Origin of the sequence: uncultured Nostoc sp., assembly GCF_964247315.1 — a bacterium.
GTDB lineage: Bacteria > Cyanobacteriota > Cyanobacteriia > Cyanobacteriales > Nostocaceae > Nostoc.
This window is the reverse complement of the sequence record NZ_CAXTTT010000040.1, coordinates 35,776-56,775: the sequence shown is the minus strand read 5'-3', so window position 1 is coordinate 56,775 and position 21,000 is coordinate 35,776. Positions and strand designations below refer to the sequence as shown.

At 41.5% G+C, this 21,000-nt stretch carries 15 protein-coding genes, 1 other RNA gene and 1 pseudogene; 7 read left to right on the top strand and 10 right to left on the bottom strand.

What is annotated here, in order from left to right:
• On the top strand, positions 1–4,615 hold a 4,615-nt coding region (locus ACFE93_RS14200), incomplete at its 5' end, for a HAMP domain-containing protein (RefSeq protein ID WP_375473897.1).
• On the opposite strand, the gene ACFE93_RS14195 is transcribed toward ACFE93_RS14200, so the two are convergent.
• Positions 4,604–7,777 (bottom strand): ATP-binding protein, encoded by a 3,174-nt coding sequence (locus tag ACFE93_RS14195; RefSeq protein ID WP_375473896.1) that lies wholly within the window; start codon positions 7,775–7,777, stop codon positions 4,604–4,606. The two genes, ACFE93_RS14200 and ACFE93_RS14195, sit on opposite strands and share 12 nt — an antisense overlap.
• Positions 7,778–7,958: 181 nt before the next feature.
• On the opposite strand from ACFE93_RS14195, the gene ACFE93_RS14190 reads away from it, so the two are divergent.
• The 3 genes from ACFE93_RS14190 to pstS all read left to right on the top strand — a co-directional run bounded on the left by ACFE93_RS14190 (position 7,959) and on the right by pstS (position 11,382).
• Positions 7,959–8,699, top strand: a complete 741-nt coding sequence (locus ACFE93_RS14190; RefSeq protein ID WP_375473895.1) for a cytochrome c biogenesis protein CcdA — start codon at positions 7,959–7,961, stop codon at positions 8,697–8,699.
• 29 nt (positions 8,700–8,728) lie between these two features.
• Positions 8,729–10,126: a cytochrome c biogenesis protein gene (locus ACFE93_RS14185; protein ID WP_375473894.1), complete on the top strand. Its 1,398-nt coding sequence runs from the start codon at positions 8,729–8,731 to the stop codon at positions 10,124–10,126.
• 176 nt (positions 10,127–10,302) lie between these two features.
• Positions 10,303–11,382, top strand: a complete 1,080-nt coding sequence (pstS, locus tag ACFE93_RS14180) for a phosphate ABC transporter substrate-binding protein PstS (protein WP_375473893.1) — start codon at positions 10,303–10,305, stop codon at positions 11,380–11,382.
• A gap of 38 nt (positions 11,383–11,420) precedes the next feature.
• Here the strand turns inward: pstS and queF are convergent, their stop codons facing one another.
• The 5 genes from queF to ACFE93_RS14155 all read right to left on the bottom strand — a co-directional run bounded on the left by queF (position 11,421) and on the right by ACFE93_RS14155 (position 13,276).
• The gene (gene queF / locus ACFE93_RS14175) at positions 11,421–11,834 is read right to left on the bottom strand and encodes a preQ(1) synthase (protein WP_375473892.1); all 414 of its coding nucleotides are present in this window, start codon (positions 11,832–11,834) and stop codon (positions 11,421–11,423) included.
• A gap of 72 nt (positions 11,835–11,906) precedes the next feature.
• The gene (locus tag ACFE93_RS14170) at positions 11,907–12,308 is read right to left on the bottom strand and encodes a hypothetical protein (RefSeq protein ID WP_375473891.1); all 402 of its coding nucleotides are present in this window, start codon (positions 12,306–12,308) and stop codon (positions 11,907–11,909) included.
• Positions 12,309–12,463: 155 nt separating this feature from the next.
• Entirely contained in the window at positions 12,464–12,850 is a 387-nt protein-coding gene (locus ACFE93_RS14165; protein ID WP_375473890.1) for a phasin family protein, read from the bottom strand.
• A gap of 25 nt (positions 12,851–12,875) precedes the next feature.
• An RNA gene (gene ffs / locus ACFE93_RS14160) (signal recognition particle sRNA small type) lies at positions 12,876–12,972 on the bottom strand.
• 37 nt (positions 12,973–13,009) lie between these two features.
• Entirely contained in the window at positions 13,010–13,276 is a 267-nt protein-coding gene (locus ACFE93_RS14155) for a YciI family protein (RefSeq protein WP_375473889.1), read from the bottom strand.
• 118 nt (positions 13,277–13,394) lie between these two features.
• On the opposite strand from ACFE93_RS14155, the gene ACFE93_RS14150 reads away from it, so the two are divergent.
• The gene (locus ACFE93_RS14150) at positions 13,395–13,946 is read left to right on the top strand and encodes a 2'-5' RNA ligase family protein (RefSeq protein WP_375473888.1); all 552 of its coding nucleotides are present in this window, start codon (positions 13,395–13,397) and stop codon (positions 13,944–13,946) included.
• On the opposite strand, the gene ACFE93_RS14145 is transcribed toward ACFE93_RS14150, so the two are convergent.
• The gene (locus ACFE93_RS14145; RefSeq protein WP_375473887.1) at positions 13,872–15,317 is read right to left on the bottom strand and encodes an NB-ARC domain-containing protein; all 1,446 of its coding nucleotides are present in this window, start codon (positions 15,315–15,317) and stop codon (positions 13,872–13,874) included. The genes ACFE93_RS14150 and ACFE93_RS14145 overlap by 75 nt on opposite strands.
• A 676-nt stretch (positions 15,318–15,993) precedes the next feature.
• On the opposite strand from ACFE93_RS14145, the gene ACFE93_RS14140 reads away from it, so the two are divergent.
• Both ACFE93_RS14140 and ACFE93_RS14135 read left to right on the top strand, forming a co-directional pair.
• Entirely contained in the window at positions 15,994–16,731 is a 738-nt protein-coding gene (locus ACFE93_RS14140) for a peptidoglycan-binding protein (RefSeq protein ID WP_375473886.1), read from the top strand.
• A 113-nt stretch (positions 16,732–16,844) separates the two neighbouring features.
• Positions 16,845–17,036, top strand: a pseudogene (locus tag ACFE93_RS14135) (IS4 family transposase); the annotation flags it as partial.
• Between the two features lie 99 nt (positions 17,037–17,135).
• On the opposite strand, the gene ACFE93_RS14130 reads toward ACFE93_RS14135, so the two are convergent.
• From ACFE93_RS14130 to ACFE93_RS14120, 3 genes are read right to left on the bottom strand one after another with little or no spacing between them, the layout of a single operon-like run.
• Positions 17,136–18,695, bottom strand: coding sequence for a hypothetical protein (locus tag ACFE93_RS14130; RefSeq protein ID WP_375473885.1), 1,560 nt, complete (start codon positions 18,693–18,695; stop codon positions 17,136–17,138).
• Positions 18,692–20,578 (bottom strand): type III-B CRISPR module RAMP protein Cmr6, encoded by a 1,887-nt coding sequence (cmr6, locus tag ACFE93_RS14125; protein ID WP_375473884.1) that lies wholly within the window; start codon positions 20,576–20,578, stop codon positions 18,692–18,694. The genes ACFE93_RS14130 and cmr6 overlap by 4 nt, the downstream gene beginning before the upstream one ends.
• Positions 20,579–20,583: 5 nt before the next feature.
• The gene (locus ACFE93_RS14120; protein ID WP_375473883.1) at positions 20,584–20,976 is read right to left on the bottom strand and encodes a hypothetical protein; all 393 of its coding nucleotides are present in this window, start codon (positions 20,974–20,976) and stop codon (positions 20,584–20,586) included.
• Between the last annotated feature and the right edge of the window lie 24 nt (positions 20,977–21,000).

Here is a 21,000-nt window from a genome sequence, read left to right as displayed (position 1 = left end):
AACGGCACAGGTGCGGAACATTGCCGAAGTTACTACGGCGGTTGCAACAGGCGATCTATCAAAGAAAATCACTGTTGATGTTAAGGGCGAAATTCTGGAACTTAAAAACACCATCAACACGATGGTAGATCAACTTAGTTCCTTTGCAAGTGAAGTAACAAGAGTTGCGCGTGAGGTGGGAACTGAAGGTAAATTGGGCGTACAAGCGGAAGTCAAAGACGTTGCTGGTACTTGGAAAGATTTAACCGATAGTGTAAACTTCATGGCGGGAAGCTTGACGGCACAGGTGCGGAACATTGCCGAAGTGACAACTGCGATCGCCAATGGTGACTTATCTAAGAAAATTACTGTTGCTGTCAAAGGCGAAATTCTGGAACTCAAGAATACCATCAATATAATGGTGGATCAACTCAATTCCTTTGCAAGTGAAGTCACAAGAGTTGCCCGTGAGGTGGGAAGTGAGGGTAAATTAGGCGTGCAAGCAGATGTGCGCGGTGTGGCTGGCACTTGGAAAGATTTAACTGATAGCGTAAACTTCATGGCGGGAAGCTTAACGGCACAGGTGCGAAACATTGCCGCCGTCACCACAGCTGTAGCTAATGGCGACTTATCTAAGAAAATCTCCGTTGATGTCAAAGGTGAAATTTTAGAGTTGAAAAACACCGTTAACACGATGGTAGATCAACTCAATTCCTTTGCAAGTGAAGTAACGCGGGTGGCGCGTGAGGTGGGAACTGAAGGTAAGCTGGGCGTACAAGCGGAAGTTAAAGGTGTAGCCGGCACTTGGAAAGATTTAACCGACAGCGTAAACTTCATGGCGGGAAGTTTGACGGCGCAAGTGCGGAATATTGCCGAAGTTACCACAGCCGTCGCTAACGGCGACTTATCTAAAAAAATCACCGTCGATGTCAAAGGCGAAATTCAGGAACTCAAAAACACCATTAATACAATGGTGGATCAGCTAAATTCCTTTGCATCAGAAGTTACCAGGGTTGCCCGTGAAGTGGGAACGGAAGGTAAATTAGGCGTGCAAGCTTACGTCAGAGGAGTTGCTGGAACTTGGAAAGATTTAACAGACAACGTGAACTCAATGGCGGAGAACCTCACCGGACAAGTTCGCAACATCGCCGAAGTTACCAAGGCGGTAGCTAATGGCGACTTATCTAAGAAAATTACCGTCGATGCCAGAGGCGAAATTTTGGACTTGAAAAACACCACCAACACGATGGTAGATCAACTCAGTTCCTTTGCCAGTGAAGTAACGCGGGTGGCGCGGGAAGTGGGAACTGAAGGGAAGTTGGGCGGACAAGCGCAAGTCCAAGGTGTTGCGGGGACTTGGAAAGATTTAACTGATAACGTGAACTCGATGGCGGGGAACTTAACGGCACAAGTGCGCGGTATTGCCAGAGTTGTAACCGCAGTTGCTAACGGTGACTTGAAACGGAAACTGATGCTAGATGCCAAGGGAGAAATTGAAACTTTGGCAGAGACAATCAATGAGATGATTGATACTCTAGCGACATTTGCCAATCAAGTAACTACAGTGGCGCGGGAAGTGGGAATTGAAGGGAAGTTAGGCGGACAAGCTAGAGTACCTGGTGCGGCTGGGACTTGGAAAGATTTGACCGATAATGTGAACGAACTTGCTGCTACACTGACAACTCAGTTGCGAGCGATCGCAGAAGTTGCTACAGCTGTAACTAAGGGTGATTTAACTCGTTCAATTGCCGTCGAAGCACTAGGAGAAGTAGCGATACTCAAAGACAACATCAACCAGATGATTGCCAACCTGCGAGAAACAACGCAGAAAAACACCGAACAAGACTGGTTGAAAACAAACTTAGCCAAGTTTACCCGAATGCTCCAAGGGCAGCGAGACTTGGAAACCGTATCTAAACTAATTCTCTCAGAACTCGCACCCTTGGTAGGAGCGCAACACGGCGTATTCTTCCTCATGGAGTATGGGGAACATACACCGTATTTGAAACTAATTAGTAGCTACGCTTACCGCGAACGCAGACATCTAGCTAACCGCTTCCACTTGGGTGAAGGTTTGGTGGGACAATGCGCTTTAGAAAAAGAGCGAATTCTGCTGACGGAAGTACCCAGCGATTATGTCAGAATTTCCTCTGGTTTAGGAGAAGCCACGCCTCTGAATGCTGTGGTATTACCTGTACTTTTTGAAGGACAGGTGACAGCAGTCATAGAATTAGCATCCTTCCGCCGCTTTAGCGAAATTCATCTGACATTCTTCGACCAGCTTACCGAAAGTATCGCGATCGTCCTCAACACGATCGCAGCATCGATGCGAACTGAAGAATTACTCAAGCAATCGCAATCTTTAGCTGAAGAACTCCAAACCCAGCAAAGCGAACTCCGCGAAACCAACAAGCGTTTAGAACAACAAGCCCAATCACTCAAAACCTCTGAGGATTTACTCAAAGGACAGCAAGAGGAACTGCAACAAACCAACGCCGAATTAGAAGAAAAGGCAGAGTTGTTGGCGATGCAGAAGAAAGAAGTCGAGCGCAAAAATCAAGAAATTGAACAAGCGAGACTATCTTTAGAAGATAAAGCCGAACAACTGGCCCTTTCCTCAAAATACAAATCAGAATTTCTCGCCAATATGTCCCATGAACTGCGGACACCGTTGAATAGCTTGTTAATTTTGGCGAAATTATTAACAGATAATATCGATCGCAACCTCACCGCCAAGCAAGTCGAATACAGCCAGACAATTTATTCAGCGGGTACTGACTTGTTGGCGTTAATCAATGACATTCTGGATCTCGCTAAAATTGAATCTGGAACCATGTCCATTGACATGACCCAAATGCCATTGACAGACTTGGGCGCGCAGATTGAGCGCACCTTTCGCCAAATCGCTCACAGTAAAGGACTTGGTTTCGCAATTGAATTTACTTCCGAATTGCCGAACAGCATTTATACAGATGTCAAACGCATACAACAAGTGTTGAAAAATCTCCTCTCCAACGCTTTTAAATTTACAGAGCAAGGGGAAGTACGCTTACGGATTGCAGTGGCCAAGCTAGGGTGGAGCAACGACCACGAAACCTTAAATAGTGCCGAGATTGTGATTGCTTTCTCAGTCAGCGATACAGGCATTGGCATTGCTCCCGAAAAACAGAAAGTGATTTTTGAAGCATTCCAGCAAGCCGATGGCTCTACCAGTCGCAGATATGGCGGTACCGGATTGGGCTTATCAATTAGCCGCGAAATCGCCCGTCTCTTCGGCGGTGAAATAAAACTAATCAGTCAACCTGGTGAAGGTAGCACCTTTACATTCTACTTACCACAATCGAGTCCTGAGTCTAGATCGACACTCCCCACTTCTCACTCCCCACTCCTCACTCCTCACTCAGCACTCAGCACTCAGCACTCAGCACTTATAAATGACGATCGCACTACCATTGAAAGAGGCGATCGCGTGTTACTAATTGTCGAAGATGACGTTAATTTTGCGCGTATCCTGCTAGATATGGCGCAAGAACAAGGATTCAAGGTGATAGCTGCCCAAACCGGTAGTACGGGTTTGATGTTAGCGCAGCAATTCCTACCTTCAGCCATTTTGCTAGATATCCGGTTGCCAGAAATGGATGGTTGGACGGTATTGGATCGTCTCAAACATGACCCCAATACCCGTCACATTCCTGTACACATCATGAGTGTTGAGGAAGGGCAACAGCGCGGTTTACAACTAGGTGCGATCGCATATCTGCAAAAGCCCTTAACCAGCGAAACAATATCCGAGGCGTTGACCAAAATTAAAGGTTTTGTTGAGCGCCAGGTGAAAAATTTATTGGTAGTCGAAGATGATGATACTCAACGGCTGAGTATTGTTGAGTTGATTGGTAACAACGATGTTTTGACCACTGCTGTGGCTAACGGTGCAGCAGCTCTAGAAGCTATTCGCACCCAGCATTTTGATTGCCTGGTTCTCGATTTAGGGCTACCCGACATGACCGGATTTGAACTGATCGAGCAGATAAAGCTTCTACCTAACGGCAAAACTTTACCAGTTATTGTCTACACAGGTAGAGAAATTAGCAAAGCTCAAGAAACAGAACTCAGACGAATTGCCGAGACAATCATCATTAAAGATGTGCGATCGCCCGAACGTCTTCTTGATGAAACAGCATTATTTTTACACCGAGTCCAAGCAAATTTACCTGCACCCAAACGCCAAATACTCGAACAACTGCATTCACAAGACTACTTACTCACTGGCAAAAAAGCGCTAATTGTAGACGACGATATGCGGAATATCTTCGCCCTGACCAGTATGCTGGAGCGTTATCAAATAGAGGTTATATATGCTGAAAATGGCAGAGAGGGAATTACCTTGTTAGAAAATACACCAGATATTGATGTCGTTTTGATGGACGTAATGATGCCAGAAATGGATGGTTACGAAACAACACGCGTAATCCGTCAAAACGATCGATTTAAGTCTTTGCCGATTATTGCACTGACTGCTAAAGCCATGCTAGGCGATCGCGAGAAATGTATTGAAGCCGGCGCATCAGACTACATCACCAAACCTGTAGATACTGAGCAATTGCTGTCGCTGTTGCGTGTTTGGCTATATCGTTAATGACACTATAGCCTTCACCAATTCTTCTGGATCTACAGGCTTAGAAATATGCTGTTGAAATCCCACAGCGATCGCTTGTTGACGATCCATCTCACCAGCATAAGCAGTCAAAGCGATCGCCGGAATTGTCCCTCCTTGTTCTGGTTTCAAACTCCTCACTTGTCGCATCAGCATATAGCCATCCATTTCTGGCATCCCGATATCGCTGACGATCAAATTTGGCTGGGATTGAGTTAATACTGTTAAAGCTTCAATGGCTGAGGCGACAACGGTAACAGTTGCACCATACTGCTCCAGCATGAAGGGCAAAAATTCTCGCATATCTGCATCATTATCCACCACCAGAATCTCTAAGCCAGACAAGGGCGAAGCTTGAGCCGCCTCAAGTGAGGAGTTCTCTTTTGCATCCTTGATTTCTTTGCTTTCATGCTGTAAGTATGGAAGTTTCACAGTGAAAGTTGCTCCTTGTCCTTCACCGAGACTTTCTGCTTGCACAGTTCCGCCGTGAAGTTCTACGAGATGGCGAACGATCGCTAATCCTAAACCTAAACCGCCAAATTTTCGAGTTGTCGCACCATCTGCTTGACGGAAATAATCAAAGACATAAGGTAAAAACTCAGGTGCAATTCCCTTTCCTGTATCAGTTATACGGATTTGTATCTGTGAGCCAACTTGCCCTAATTTAATTTTTATTTGTCCGCCAATGGGAGTAAACTTAATGGCATTAGAAAGAATATTCCAAATAACTTGTTGTAATCGATTGGCATCGCCTAAAACTTCCCCAACATCAGATTCGAGAATTGTCTGAATCTGGATAGACTTAGCCTGTGCTGATAAACGCACTGTCTCAATCGCAGCTTCAATCACTGATACCAAATTAATCTGGTAAAAGTTGAGGTGAAGTTTACCCTGAAGGATGCGGGAAACATCGAGTAAATCTTCAATCAATTGGGTTTGCAACCTGGCATTGCGCTCAATGGTTTCTAAGGCGCGATCGCTGGTTGGTTGATCAAGCTTACGGCTTTGCATCAGTTTTGCCCAACCTAGAATCGGGTTGAGTGGTGTTCTTAATTCATGAGACAACACAGCTAAAAATTCATCTTTGATCCGGTTTGCTGATTCAGCAGCGCTTCGTGCTGTTCGTTCGGCTTCATAGAGATGGGCGCGAGCGATCGCTTGGGCGCATTGTTGAGCAATGGCTAAGATAAACGCTCGATCTTCTCCACTAAGTTGTTGGAGCTTGGCAAATCCCAAAGTTATACCGCCAACTGCCCAACCTTCCACCATCAATGGAATAGAAATCCAGGCTTCAAAGTTGTATTTGGCGTAAGTTTCAGCCAAATGTGGGTAACGATTTACCCGATTTTGTATTGGTTCAGCCCAAATAGGTTGCCCAGTCCGTACAGCTTCTGCTAGAGGAGAGGGTGAATCGATGGCAAAATGACGCCAAGTATCTATTAAATCTTGGTTATAGCCAACCGCATGTACAATTTCTAGTTCAGTTTTCGCTTCATTTAACAAAGCGACGAGGGCACAACTGGCTCCCAAAGCAGCTGTACTCTGCTCTACAATGACTTCAGATACTTGGACTGGTGTCAGTAATTCTGAAAGGGCAGCTGTGATCGATTGGAGACGAGCAATGCGCTCTAACGCTCTTTCTGCGGTTCTTTGTGCTTGCTGCGCTTCTTGATAAAGGCGGGCATTATCGATCGCGATCGCCGCTCGATGGGCAATATCCTCCGCTAGTGATAAGTCAGCCGTGCCGTAACGACGATCTGATTCTGCAGTAAAAAAGGAAATTGCACCAAAAATTCTTTCACGTGCCATCAAGGGCAAGATCATACAGGATTTTAAACCAAGTTCGCGCACAATTCTTAGATGTTCTGCGTCTGGGATGCTTTCTACTAAAGCTGCATCTGGAATTTCAGTTACCATTTCAGCAAGTCCTGTACGCAGCACTTTCGGCACACCTTCAGGTTCATCCAATTTTCTCGGATAATACTGATGAAGTTCCCAACCGAGTTTTACTTTCTCTGGATCTCGGTGAGCAACTGCTACCCGATTAATTGATTGGTTGTCTTGCAGCAAATCAACGCTGCACCAATCGGCGAAATCAGGCACAACCAACTTGGCCACACTTGCTAGCGTGCTTTCGTAATCAAGGGAAGAGGCGAGGGTTGCACTGACTTGAGCCAAAAACCTGGCTCGTTGTCGCTCAACTTCTGCTTCCTCTCGGGCGGTTTGCTCTTGAATCAGTTGGATACGTGCTGAACGATAAATTTGCAAGGGTTCTGAGATATCTTGCTCTCCCAAAACAAAGGATTGAATTTGTGCAGTTGTCTCTAATTGCTGCAAACACTGTTCTAGATCGAATTGTAAACCTAAAGCGCTCTGATACCTCTGTTCTGGAACCTTCGACAGCAATTTTATGATCATGTCACAAAGCATTTGCGGGATATCAGGGTTCAGCTTTATTGGAGATAGCGGAGATTTTTCAAGATGACAATGCACCCACTCTAAAGAGTCTTTGGCTTGAAACGGTAGCTGACCTGTGAGCATCTCATAAAAGGTGACTCCCAGAGAATACAAATCGCTGCGATAGTCAATTCCTCGATTCATTCGCCCAGTTTGTTCGGGTGACAGATAAGGTAAACTGCATTCAATGCGACTAGAACTGCTAACTATTTCCTGCTGGTATGGAATAAAAGCAGCAATTCCAAAATCGGCAATTTTGACCTGATTAGTTTCGAGGTTAACTAAGAGATTTTGCGGATTAATATCCTTGTGGACAATGTGATGAGTGTGGATTTGGGCAAGTTTGCTAGTGATTTCAATCGCCATCTTCAAAAACGGCACAGGCTGTTGAAATTGGTTTAGAAACTGGTCGAGCGATCGCCCCTCAAAATCCTCCATAATTAAATAAGGGATTCCCCGATCCATCTCTAAGGCGTAGACTTGGAGTGCGGCGGCGGTATTTAACTTTTGAGCGATCGCATACTCATGTTTGAATTGTTCGATATTATTGGGCGTACACTGTTCTGGACGTAGCCCTTTGATAATTACCGGACACCGATCTTTAACTCTAATTCCACGGTATATGACTGCTTTTACCCCTGCTTTTAACAAAGTGACAATTTTAAATCCGGGTAATGCAATCGTCATGCCAAATACTCCAGCCGTGCTTCTTCAGGGATAATCCGAGCTTAATTGTATTTTAGATACATTTCTTTGGGCAGATGAAATTTAGATGATATCAGGTTCGGATAATCATTTTTGCTGACTTAAAAACCAAAAGTAAGCTAAAATTCAAGCAGAGTAAGCATTTCCCGCTCAAAAACTCCCCATGTTTGATAACCTGCAAACCCAAATTTACCAACTAGAACAATTTGCCAACAGCCTCGTTTCTAACCAACTGACACACCTTAGCGTGGTGAGTATTGGTATCATCTTTGCAGCTGGTTTGCTCACCAGTCTCACACCCTGTATGCTTTCCATGCTGCCAATTACCATTGGCTACATCGGTGGTTATGAAGCCAAAAGCCGCCTCCAAGCAGCTGCTCAATCAACTTGGTTTGCTTTAGGTTTAGCAACTACACTAGCAGGGCTAGGTATGTTAGCAGGTTTTGTCGGAAAAGTCTACGGTCAAGTGGGAATTGGTTTGCCGATTATCGTCAGCATTATCGCTATTCTCATGGGGCTGAACTTATTAGAAGCACTGCCTCTGCAATTTCCATCCTTGGGTGAAACCAATTGGATTTCGCCGGATTTGCCAGCCGGGTTGCGTTCTTATTTGCTCGGACTGACTTTCGGCTTAGTGGCATCCCCTTGTAGCACGCCTGTTTTAGCCAGCTTACTGGGTTGGATTGCCAATACACAAGACTTAATTTTAGGTGCTGTTTTGTTACTTTCTTATACAGCAGGTTATGTAGCGCCATTGATTTTGGCAGGTACTTTTACAGCTTCAATTAAAAAATTACTGGAATTGCGTCGCTGGTCTGGTTGGATTAATCCAGTTAGTGGGGCGCTGTTGGTAGGATTCGGTGTATTTTCCTTGATTTCTCGGATTCCCCTCGGCAGTTTTTAATAACAGTACTTTGTTAGATTTTAGACATAATGACTTTAGAAGATTCGGCGTCCAAAGAATTAAAATGGTGGGCGATACCTGGGCAGTTCTTACGCCAAGAGCTTTTGCCTGTATTGACTAACTTACGACTAGCGATCGCACTACTGCTATTGATTGCAATCTTTAGTTCCACAGGTACTGTAATCGAGCAAGGTCAGTCACCCGCATTTTACCAAGCCAATTACCCAGAACATCCAGCTTTATTTGGTTTCTTAACTTGGAAAGTAATTCAAGTAGTTGGGTTAGACCACGTATATCGTACCTGGTGGTTTCTAGCATTACTCATCTTGTTTGGCACTAGCTTAACTGCTTGTTCATTTACCCGTCAGTTACCAGCCTTAAAAGCTGCCCAGCGCTGGAAATATTACGAAGAACCACGGCAATTTCAAAAGTTAGCTTTGAGTACAGAACTAGATAATGGTTCTCTAAATTCCCTCAGCGAAATATTACAGAAACACCGCTATAAAATTTTTCCAGATCCAGAAAAAGAAAATCTCCTCTACGCCCGTAAAGGAATAGTCGGACGCATCGGCCCAATTATCGTTCATATTGGCATCGTCGCTATTCTGCTAGGGGGAATTTGGGGGGCGATGACTGGGTTTCTCGCTCAGGAAATGGTTGCTAGTGGCGATACATTTCAAGTGACAAATATTGTCGATGCTGGCCCAATAGCCGCAAAAATCCCGAAAGATTGGTCTGTGCGCGTCAATCGTTTTTGGATTGACTACACACCATCTGGCGGCATCAATCAATTTTATTCAGATATGTCTGTCTTGAATAATCAGGGAAAGGAAATTGACCACAAGAAGATTTTTGTCAACGAGCCTCTGCGCTATCATGGCATAACTTTCTATCAAACTGATTGGGGAATTGCAGGTGTTCGCGTCCAATTTAACAACAGTCCGATTTTTCAGCTACCGATGGCGCAATTGAACACCAACGGTAACGGACGCATTTGGGGAACCTGGGTACCAACGAAACCGGATTTGAGTCAGGGTGTCTCCCTGTTAGCGAAAGACTTGCAAGGGATGGTATTAATTTATGATGCCACTGGCAAACTTGTTGATACAGTCCGCTCTGGGATGTTCACCGAAGTTAATGGCGTGAAGTTGAAAATTTTGGATGTCATTGGTAGTACTGGCTTACAAATTAAAGCCGATCCAGGCATACCAATTGTTTATACAGGGTTTGGTTTACTAATGCTGGGTGTGGTGATGAGTTACTTTTCTCATTCACAAATCTGGGCATTGCAAAAAGGCGATCGCTTGTATGTGGGTGGCAAAACTAATCGTGCCCAAGTTGCTTTTGAACAAGAAGTTTTAGAGATTTTAGATCGGCTGAGTTCACAGCCAAAAGGTGAGGAGAAAGAGACGGCGATTGAAGTTTAAACGCAGAGGGGCGCAAAGGAAATCGCAGAGGTACGCAGAGGATTACTTTGCGTACCTTTGCGTTAACCTCTGCGTCCCTTTGCGTTTCAAAGTTATTTACAATTAATTACGTCCACACGCCTACAAACATTGAAATTACTAGAGGTATTTATTAAACATTGGAAAAAAAGATTTCTATGTCTGCCAAACTTCAATCTCAGGGACGGGTTTGCCTTCTACCTTTAATCGCTATCTTGTTAAGTATTACTTCTTGCACTGCCGAGCAGAAAAATATAAAGCGTGTTTCCCTTATTGGTACTGGGGCAAGTTTTCCCGCACCTTTGTACGAGCGTTGGCTTTCAGATTACAACCAGCAAAATCCAAATGTAGAAATTAACTATCAAGCTATAGGAAGCAGTGCCGGAGTGCAACAGCTCATCGACGGTACTGTAGACTTTGCAGCTAGTGATGTAGGAATTACAAGCGAACAAGCAGCTAAGATAAAACGGGGAGTAATCGCTTTGCCAATAACTGCTGGTTCTATTGTCTTAGCTTATAATCTCAAACCAGTTGCACAACAGTTGCCTCAAGTAAATGTGCCAACTGCTCTAAGGCTACCACGCCAAGTTTACGTAGATATCTTTCTCGGAAAAATTACGAATTGGAATCATCCTAGAATAGCCGCAGCTAATCCAGGAGTAAGTTTGCCCGATTTACCAATTCAGGTTGTACACCGAACTGATGGTAGTGGAACTACAAGCGTGTTAACGCAACACCTAAGCACTATAAGTCCAGAATGGAAAAGCAAAATTGGGGCTGGTAAATCTGTAGCATGGCGAGTGGGAATTGGTGGAAAGGGTAACGAAGGTGTTACAGCCTTGATTCAGCAGATACCAGGAGCTATTGGCTATGTAGAATACATTTATGCCAAACAAAACAAACTTCCTGTAGCTGCTTTAGAAAATAAATCTGGTAATTATATTACACCGACACCAAAATCAGTAGCACAAACTTTAGAAGCAGTAAAATTACCTGCTGATAACTTGATTGCTTTTATCACCGATCCTACAGATGCCCAGTCTTATCCGATCGTCACTTACAGCTGGCTTTTAACTTATCACCAATATCCCAACCGAGTCAAAGCTCAAGCGCTGAAAAATTTTATCAATTGGGCTGTGATTGAGGGGCAAAAATCCAGTTTGGAACTTGGATATATTCCTTTGTCTAAAAAAGTTGTGCTTCAAGTGCAATCTGCCGTTAAGAAAATTGCTGAATGAAGCTGATTAATATCCATCTGCATCCATCAATGATAATGTTACTTTTGATGATGCACTTCAACCACTGTATGTACATTCCCGCGAGGCGTGAAGTCTGCTTTCACCGTGACTTCCAACGGATCGCAAGCAGCCACAAAATCATCTAAAATTTGATTGGCAGATTCTTCGTGGGAAATGTAGCGATCGCGGTAACTATTAATATAAAGTTTGAGCGCCTTCAATTCCACTACCCGTTCATCGGGCACATAGCTAACATAAATTGTCGCAAAGTCAGGATAACCGGAAAACGGACATTTACAAGTAAATTCCGGCAAAGTAATGTTAATGTCATATCGCCTCCCCACACGCGGATTCGGAAAGGTAATTAGTTTACCTTCTGCAATGTCGCGTTCGCCATACTTCATTTCTTGGCTGGTTTGGGATGTACTTTCAGATAATTTATCAGTTGTCATTTGTCAGTTGTTAGTTTTTAGTTGTAATTTGTCATTTGTCATTTACTCTCCCTGCCCCTGCCCCTCTGCCTATTAATACTCTTCCTTCTCCCAGTCTGGACAATTCTCATCTTCACAACCGTGGGGATGCATCGCACAAACTAACAAATTACCACCATAAACTTGGCCGTGGTAGTGACTACAACCGATACAGGCAGGATTTTTTTCAGATGTAGGTTCAACTGAATAAGGAAAACCCGGATCGACATCTGCTACAATGTCTTCCAGTTCCCAGTAAGCTTCCAACATCGGTTCAGCCAAATCCTGTAGATACTGATCGACTTCAGTAATAATATTATTGTGTACTTGCTCGCTGACTTCTTCCGTTAGCTCCAAAAATGCGTCTACCACTTCACTCATTCCCAGAAAGAAGCGCTCTACTTCATCAGCTACTGTTTCGACGATTTCTACTAAATCTTTTTGCCACTGTTCCATAAACTTGACACCTTTGCAGGCTATAAACAGGACGCTTTGTATTATCTGGCTTAAAGCACTAAAATACACACTAAGCAATGTATCTTATCAAGTTTTATCCGAAGTGTCATGTCAAAATGCCACTTATTAATCATATTCCGCTCAAACAATACTTTTTATTGATCGCGTTGCAATCGTTTTAACTCGTCTTGCAGGTTTAGCACTTCTTGGCGCAATTTATCTACATTTTCATCATTTGACGCCTCTTTGACCGTTGGCTCTTCATCTTCCTCTAAAATTTCAATGCGGCGAGGTTGAGAAGGGGGCGTTTCTGGTGAGGCTACACCAGATGGTTGGGCTTGTTGGGCTTGCTTCATCATATCTTCAACGAAGCGGCGGGCTTCTTCTGTATTCATTTCGCCCTTTGCCACCATTTCATCTGCCAGTTTTTGGACTTGCGATCGCACTTCGGCTAATTTTCCCCCTGCTTTCTCACCTGCGTAAGAAGCTAATCCAACACCGAGGTAAAAAGCTTTTTGAACAATATCTCCAAAACCAGGCATTATTGCTAACCGCTCCTAAAAATAGGGCGACCCGGAGACTACGCCTACCACAAGCCTCCCGTGTTGCTGCTACCTTCCGGTTCTGACAAGATTTGGGTGTTGCGATCGCATAGATCCAGGTCTTCTATAAGCATAACATTAAAATTCACTAAGTGTGTGTTATTCCATTACAATTCGCCATTCATAAAGCTGATAGTTGACGCAGCCGTGTTTCACCAAGGGATCATCAGCCACAATCACTTCTGCTTCCTCCTTTGAGGCTGCTTCAAACAGCAACATCCCGCCTCTTTGCTCTGCCCAATAGCCTGTTCGCGCTTTGTGTCCTTTAGCAATCAAATTCTGAATGTAGGCTTTGTGGGCAGGTACATATTGGTCAAAGCTAGGTTTATCGACTTTGCCTTCTTCAATTTTTACAAACCACGGCATTAGCTTCTTAACTCCAGTTACAACAGACAGTCTGCTTTAGTTATGACTATTTTTGGGTAGCATTTGAGTAGCAATTTACACGAACTACAGCGATTCACAAATTAATATAGATAGAGATATGAGCCGTTTTTTTATTGCCCTCTTACCACCGCAAGATATTCAAGACTACGCCAACGAGATTAAGCAGTACTTTGCCGACCGATATGCTAGTAGCGGGGCGCTAAAGTCTCCGCCTCATATTACCCTGCAACCGCCCTTTGAATGGGCAGATGCTAACTTGCCACTGTTAGAAGCATCTTTGCAGGAGTTTGCCAGTGGACAACAGCCAGTGGCAATTACACTTAAAGGATTTGATGCCTTTGCGCCTCGTGTAATATACATTAATGTTGTCATAAGTCAAGAGCTTTTAACTTTGCAAGCTGATTTAATGGCTCATACAGAAAGCAACTTGGGAATTGTTGATCGGGTTTCTAAAACCCGCCCTTTTGCACCCCATTTAACGATTGCATTTCGGGATTTAACGAAGCAGAACTTTAAAGCTGCTTGGTCAGAATTTGAAAATCGTCAGTTGCATTTTGAGTTTACTGCTGACAAATCAACCTTGCTGCTTCACGACGGGAAGCGCTGGAATATTAAACGAGAGTTTGCTTTTTTGTCTAGTAGTAATTGAGGGATGTTTTTGTGATGGACGCTGACGCTGTTTGATATTGTAGCTAATTTGTTTTTGGATTAATTGGTGATTTATATATTCTCTAGTCATGAGTGTTATAGAGAAAAGATTAGCATTATTATCTACTAGAGAGCGTTCTTGCAAAGATTCCAAAGCATCTAGTAATTGTGGTGTTGGTATAGTATGTGATATTTGCGATCGCAGTTCTGAAAGTGAGGCAGGCTGAGAATTAACTGCTAACCACTCAATAATCATCTTTTCTGTAACCGACACGCGTTTAAAATGCTCTTTTAAAAGCTGGTTAATCTCTCCAAAAACTAATGTTTTTTGGTTTAAAAATTCTGAAATATTACCATCAAATAATTTATCAATTTTATTAAAAGCTATATTTAATACCAATGGATTACCGCCATAGCTCTCAACGAGTTGATGCAAATCACCAGTTGAATCCCAAAAAGCACCTTTAGTTTGAAAGATTTCTTCTACTTCTGTGATTTGTAGGCCTTTTAGTTGCAATGCCCTAACAGGTAAGTTTTCTCCTAGCAGTCGTCTAATTACTCTCGGCGTTTCCTGACTTGTAAGCACTAAGCAACTTTGATGAAGTGTTTGTGCCACTCGTCTGATAAGTTCGCTATAACCTTCATAATTTTGTCGATAGTATTCAATATCATATTTATTTAAAACATCTTGTAAAAATGTCTCTATATTATCTAATACTAATAAACAACGAGCATTTTTTAGATAATGAAGAAACTGGGAAATTCTATCGTCTAAAGTTTTTGATAAATTAGTTTCCTGCCCTTTGGATAAAAGTTGAATTAGATCGGCTAGCATATCTTTGACTGGTGGAGCATTGCGGAGACTGCGCCAAATTACAAACTCAAACTTATCTTGAATTTGCTCTGCTAGCTTTACTGATAAGCTAGTTTTGCCCATCCCATCCATACCTAACAAAGTCACTAGTCGGCAGTGTTCTTCGATAATCCAGTGTTTTAGTGTTGTTAGTTCTGTTGTGCGTCCTAAAAATACAGAGATATCAGGTGCTTCGCCCCAATCAGTTAAATTTTGGATTGAATGCTGATTACTGATTACTTCATCAGTCCGAGGTAGTTGATAATCACTTGATTCAAGTAATAAATTAAAAACCCTGAAACAGATGTTTAGAGTTTGCTTGTCAACTCCTACTTGGCAATGAAATACCTTCATCAGTGTATCTGGATCTAAGCCAGTGCGATCGCTTAAATCTTCCAAAGTGTAACGTTTATCTAAATTTTCCCAACTTTGTGCCTGACATTTCGCCGTTTGAAGTTTCTGAAATCCTTCAGGTGTAAGAATAACACCCCGTTTGCGCCTGCGTTGTAGTGGATTCATTAATGTCCTTTAAGTTTTGTACATACACTCATAAAGTAATAGTCAGTAGTTAGCGCCTATAATATGCCACCAAAATATCTACTTCACTTAAGAGGGTGCTACAAAGATGAGACGTGCTTTCCCTGAAATCAGGTTTGTTAAATATTATGAATATTAGAAATATGAATATAGAGACATACCAGTGTTACGTTTATACAAAGGTTCTGGATAACGCAGATTTAATTTCACCAGATATCTATTGTGACTGACGATGCATTTTTTGCAGAACTGCCAGAGATAAATCAGAAGTTTTGCTGAGGTTGTTGCTAAGTGAAATCCTTACTGAGCAAAGCTTTGGAAAATTGCCGATCAAAAAGTTTTAATTTTATTTCTTAAGTTCCTTAACTTCGGTTGTTAGCGCAGAGTTACACGTGCAAAATACAAAAAGTTTTCCAATTCGCCCTGAACACGTAGTATCATTAATAGTTGAGAATAAGCGATCGCATCTCTTTCTTTTTCACTCTCTGTATTCGCCTACGTCGAACGTCTCAAAGAGTTGCAGCTTTTCGTCACACATCGCTTAACTTTCGGAACGCCTTGCAAACAAGAAATGTTAGATTTATTTATTTCTACTTACCTAATTTTTGTAAAACAAGATACATTAAATGGTAGTTTAGTTGTAAAGGAACCAAAAAGCATGGCCGTTAGTAGCCCTGAAGTCATCCGTCATATATTGATCGGATTGGGATATTTAGCTCCTGAGATCGATCCTAAGCCCGATCTCACTAAATTTGCTCCCTGGAAGCGGAATAACAACTCTTTGACAGACAATCCTACTGAAGAAGCAATTAAAAAGTTTCAGAAACAGTACTCACAAAAACTTACGGTTAATGGTAATGCTGATGCAGAGACTCGAACTGTAATGGAAGATACAGTCAAAGGGCTTCAGAATAGATTGAAGTTTCATGGTTTTGCAACCAATGCTGAAATTCCAAAAGACTTGCCTTTTTATGGGCCAGCTACTTATACAGCAGTCAAAAAATTTCAGAAATCTCAAGGTTTAACTGAAAATGGTATTGCTACTTTTGAACAGCGTCAAATTCTACAGCAATCTAGTCTAACAGATAAGCCCCAGCCCCAGTCACAAGTCAAGCTGAGAGATTTGTGTTTCCAATTCCAAAAGAATCCTCAAAATCCTTCTTACATCGCAGCGTTAAATAACTTACAACAAAATTTACCCAAGGACGTTTTACACAAAGTTACTAACAAATGGAGGGGGACAAACGATCAAAATCCTGAGATTGTCAAGCTGACGAATCTGTTTACTTATTATGATGACAATAATGCAAACCATCGTGATGCACTAAATCACTTACAAAGTCAGCTTACCCCAGCCATCTCTCAAGCATTTTTAAATCTTTGGAATAAGAAGTAACAAATGGGACTTATATAAACCAATACCTTAGCCAAAATAAGAGTGTGAAGAGGTAAGCCTGACGTAGTAGAGTTATTGTCTCTCACAAGGACAACTCAAAAGTTACAATCAGCGATTTCCGTCAACATAATCCTGACTCCGGCATTATTGACCTTAAAGCATATTATCGTGGCTTTCGTTATGTTCGTGAAATGTTAAAAATGCTTCCCGAACAGCCTGAGCCTATTTTATTAGCCCAAATTTTTGTCAAGCTTACTTCTCTCGGTTGTATTCACAATATTTCTACAGCCGTTGAACCCTCGTAAATTGGCGAAGGTATTGATTTATAAGGATAGTTTCTTGACTTAATCACATCTTCCATACATGCATATATTACTGCCTTTAAAGCCGTACTATTTCAAATACTAAGTAGCATTTTTTAATATATTAAGACTCCATTTATAAAGAGATCGCACCAACAATTGGTCTAAATTAGGAGGATTACTAACTTCTTTGAGTACATCCATCATCAAATCTTTCACAACTTCTGAGGTTTCTGGATATTTTACTGGAAATAAACCATCCTCAGCCCACATAGAACGAATTTGAGGCAAAATGATAGATGACCCCTTGTGAATAACATGATTTCGTTTATCACGAATCCGGTCTAATAATTTCCACCATTTGTTATCCTGACTTAATTTTCGAGATTTACACCATCCTTGCATTAAACCTGCAAGCCCTGGTTCGTAGGTGTTGCCTAAATATTCTTTACCTGGTGGTAGTGTCAGAAAACCTTTTGATAGCCAATTCTGTGATTGGAATTGAATATATAGTAATCGCTCTAAAATTTGGGCGAACTGAATGAATGCAGCAGTGTAATTTTGGCGATAAAGGGCTAATTCTATAAGCAGAGTAGACTCCCAAGCTTGAATCAGATCGTTCTGTCTCATCTGATGTAATTGTTCTTGCCAAGTTTGAATTGTTTCACTACTTGCTATCTTGCTGACATCATTAAAGCGTAGCCAGTCTTCAAGAAATTGAAAAAATTTCTTATCAGATTCACAATTGGTATACTTAGCTAAGATACCAGCTAATTTATATAAAACTTTATGTCGATTTTGATGCACCTTTAACCAAAATTGTGCTTCGCTAAAATCACCTCTTTCCCAGGCAGAAATTATCCGTAATCGTTCTAATGACCAAAAGTACTCTCCCATCGGAATTAATTTGAATGTTTGGGAATGAGTAGCTGTTCTAGAACCATCAGCCAAAGTGGGAAAGAATTCTTCTGGTTCATCAGGGCTAGCATTAAATACTTGACATTGACGCACTAATGCCGCCGCGCAAATTTCTACACCAGATGCTATTGCAGGCGTACAACCTTTATTCTGTATCCATAAAACAAATTCTTCATCTTGATTGGGAGAAAAAGAATTTATGGCTTCCTTTAAAACTAAAAGTTCTAATTCTTGGCGAATAGCATCACTATCATTAGCATTAATTTTAGGCGTATGAATGTCAATCCTGACATCGGGGAAAATACTTTTGATTTTCCCTGCCATTAATTCGGCTAACCATAGTGTATCTAAGCGGCGGTGAAACCAAGAAACTGTTTCTGGTTGGTCAGTTCCCCAAAGAATAATATGCTTTAATCCTTGTTGAATGCCAGCTTCAATAATTTTTTGATCTAACAGCAGTTCAACTTGCTCGAAGTCACCGCCTAGCCATTCTTTAGCATAATCATAATAGCGTTGACCTAAATCTCGCGCACTCCAAGGATAAGTTTTATCATTTTCCTGGTAAGTGCCGCGTTCTATTCCTAGTTCTTGATAAAGTTGGTTTACATGGGCAGGATAGCCGATATTACCATCTGCACCAAAAGAACGAATAACTCCATCTTGACAACGCCAGCCGATTTGACGAGTACCAACGGTAATAATTAAAGTATCTACGCGATTGGTTTCAGTTGCTTTGTTTGTCATAGGGGGAAAATTTGGATGGAATTACGTAATGTTTCTAAATATTTTTTGCGAGGGTCAGCATTAGCGCCAAATATCGTCACAACTTGATAATCATCTAAATCTGCAATCCATACAGGAGAAGGAATCACCTCACGTTTAATATTCGTATTTGGATATGGATAATCCTTATTAACGCCACCACACAAGTTTTTAGCATTAGTGTAATTTTCTTTTTCTAATTTGTGAAAATATTGATGTAAGATGTCTAGTGCATATTGCTTATTATCAGTATTTTCTCCACTAACAACTACAATTTTGGCATTAATATCTAAAGCTTCAAACCAAGTAAAAGAGTTGACTGTTCCACAATTTTTTAGGAACTGATAATTACAATTAGCACCTAATGCTTGTAGCGCTTGATAAAAATGTTTTAATCTTTCTCTAAATAATTGTTGAAATTCTTTAGGAGTTTTTGGTAATTTCCAAAATGAATCCTTACTATCAGGTATGAGAGTAGAACCACGCACATAGGGATAGTTTTGACGAGAGTAACAAGGTCTTCTTGCACCTTGACCAATACCACCTAAATGAAACATTAACCAAGTAAGATTTTGAGTCAATTTCTTTAAATTATCCTGTTTATCTTTTGGTGTAGAGGAAGAATAATTTAATGTTAAAATTCCTTCTTGTTCACCTTGAGTTGTTGCTAACTCTAAAACTCTGACCATTAACCACCCATATTCTTTATTTGGGGTAATTGCGCCAAATATTTTAGCCTCCCAATTTTGAACTTGTGTAGGTTCTAAAACTCCTAAAGCAAAAGCTCGGAACCAATAGCGTAGCATAGATTTAAAAGCTACAGGGCGTACTTCTGCATTAGTAACTGTATCTGGTTTTAAATTTCCATGATTATCTTGTTTGTAAGGTTGATTAATGTTTTTAAATTTTTGTCTACCGTGAATTAATTGACCTTGCAATATAAATTTAATTCGGAAAAACTCAGTTTGAGGAGTAACTTTACCTGCAAGATTTAATTGACCATAACCAGTGTTAACCTGAGAACCAATACCAGCTTGTAATCCGGTGATTAACCATTGTTTAACTTTTTCTAAAAGTTCACGATATTGACAACCACTCGCTAAACGTAAACCAATCACAAAGGTTGGTTTTTCTAAACTTAAAAATGGGTTAGGATTAGGACTATATTTTAGTGAATTGTTTTCCCACTGCCAAATATTATTGGCCATGTCTACGGCTAAGACATTTTGACTAGGTAAAGGGTAAGCATCTAAAAATACAACTTTACCTGAAAGGTCATTTTTATTTTTCGCGTCTAAAGAACCAAACCAAGGTGCAATTTGTTTTTCTGCATCTTTCCATTCAATATTTTGTTGTCTAATTATTTCCCGAATAGCTTGGGTTCTAGCTACACCACGCAAAGTGCTAGATGGAATGTAGGGAATGCCTAAAGCATCAAAAGCAGGTAACAAGATACTTTCTGGGCCACGATGTCCACCGACTCGAATTCGCCAAGGACACTGGACTTTAAATGTATTTTGAGCGATTAATTCTGTGCGTTTGTTGAGGGCTTCTAGTCGCTTTGAGTAGTTTGCCCCCTGTTCCGCTATCTGTAATAATTGTACTTTAGTGAGGTCTTTGTATTTAGATTCAGGATCGAGCGATCGCATCCAGCGCAGATATTCTACAAAACTGGCCTCTGGATGTGGTTGAGGTGGATTTTCTGGGTTCAACCAAGGGGAAGGTTGACTACCACCATTACGACTTCCTCCACTACCACCAACAGGAACAGTAATAATTCTTCTGGGTCTACTGATATCTGCTTTTGCAGTTGCAGGTGGTTGGGGTTTTCTAGGCTGATTAGGTTGAGGTCTATCAAATACCATTGGTCTTAGTCTCCCTGAATATCCGAATAAATAGCAGTAGCCCAAAAACTAAATTCTTGTGCTAAAGCCAGTCCTAAACCTGTTAAACCTAAATATTCATCGGTATTAAGATTCTTTAAAGTTGTTAAACCTTGTTCATGAGCTAAATTTGCTATTCCTGATACTTGTTGTAAACATTCAAAAAACTTTTTCACTACCTGTTTTTTACCAATCATGTTGTCTGCTAAGGCTTTTTCTTCAGCTTTCAAACGCAGCATTCCCCAAGTAGAAAGATAGGTATAAAGTTCAACTGCTTGACTTTTTTGCTGTTTCAAACGAGTCCCATCATTAGTTTGAGAACGCAAATTATTTAAAGCTTCATAAATCGGTGTGGCGATTGTTCTAGGATCAAATGTCATATTGGTTAATTCCTGAAATACTAT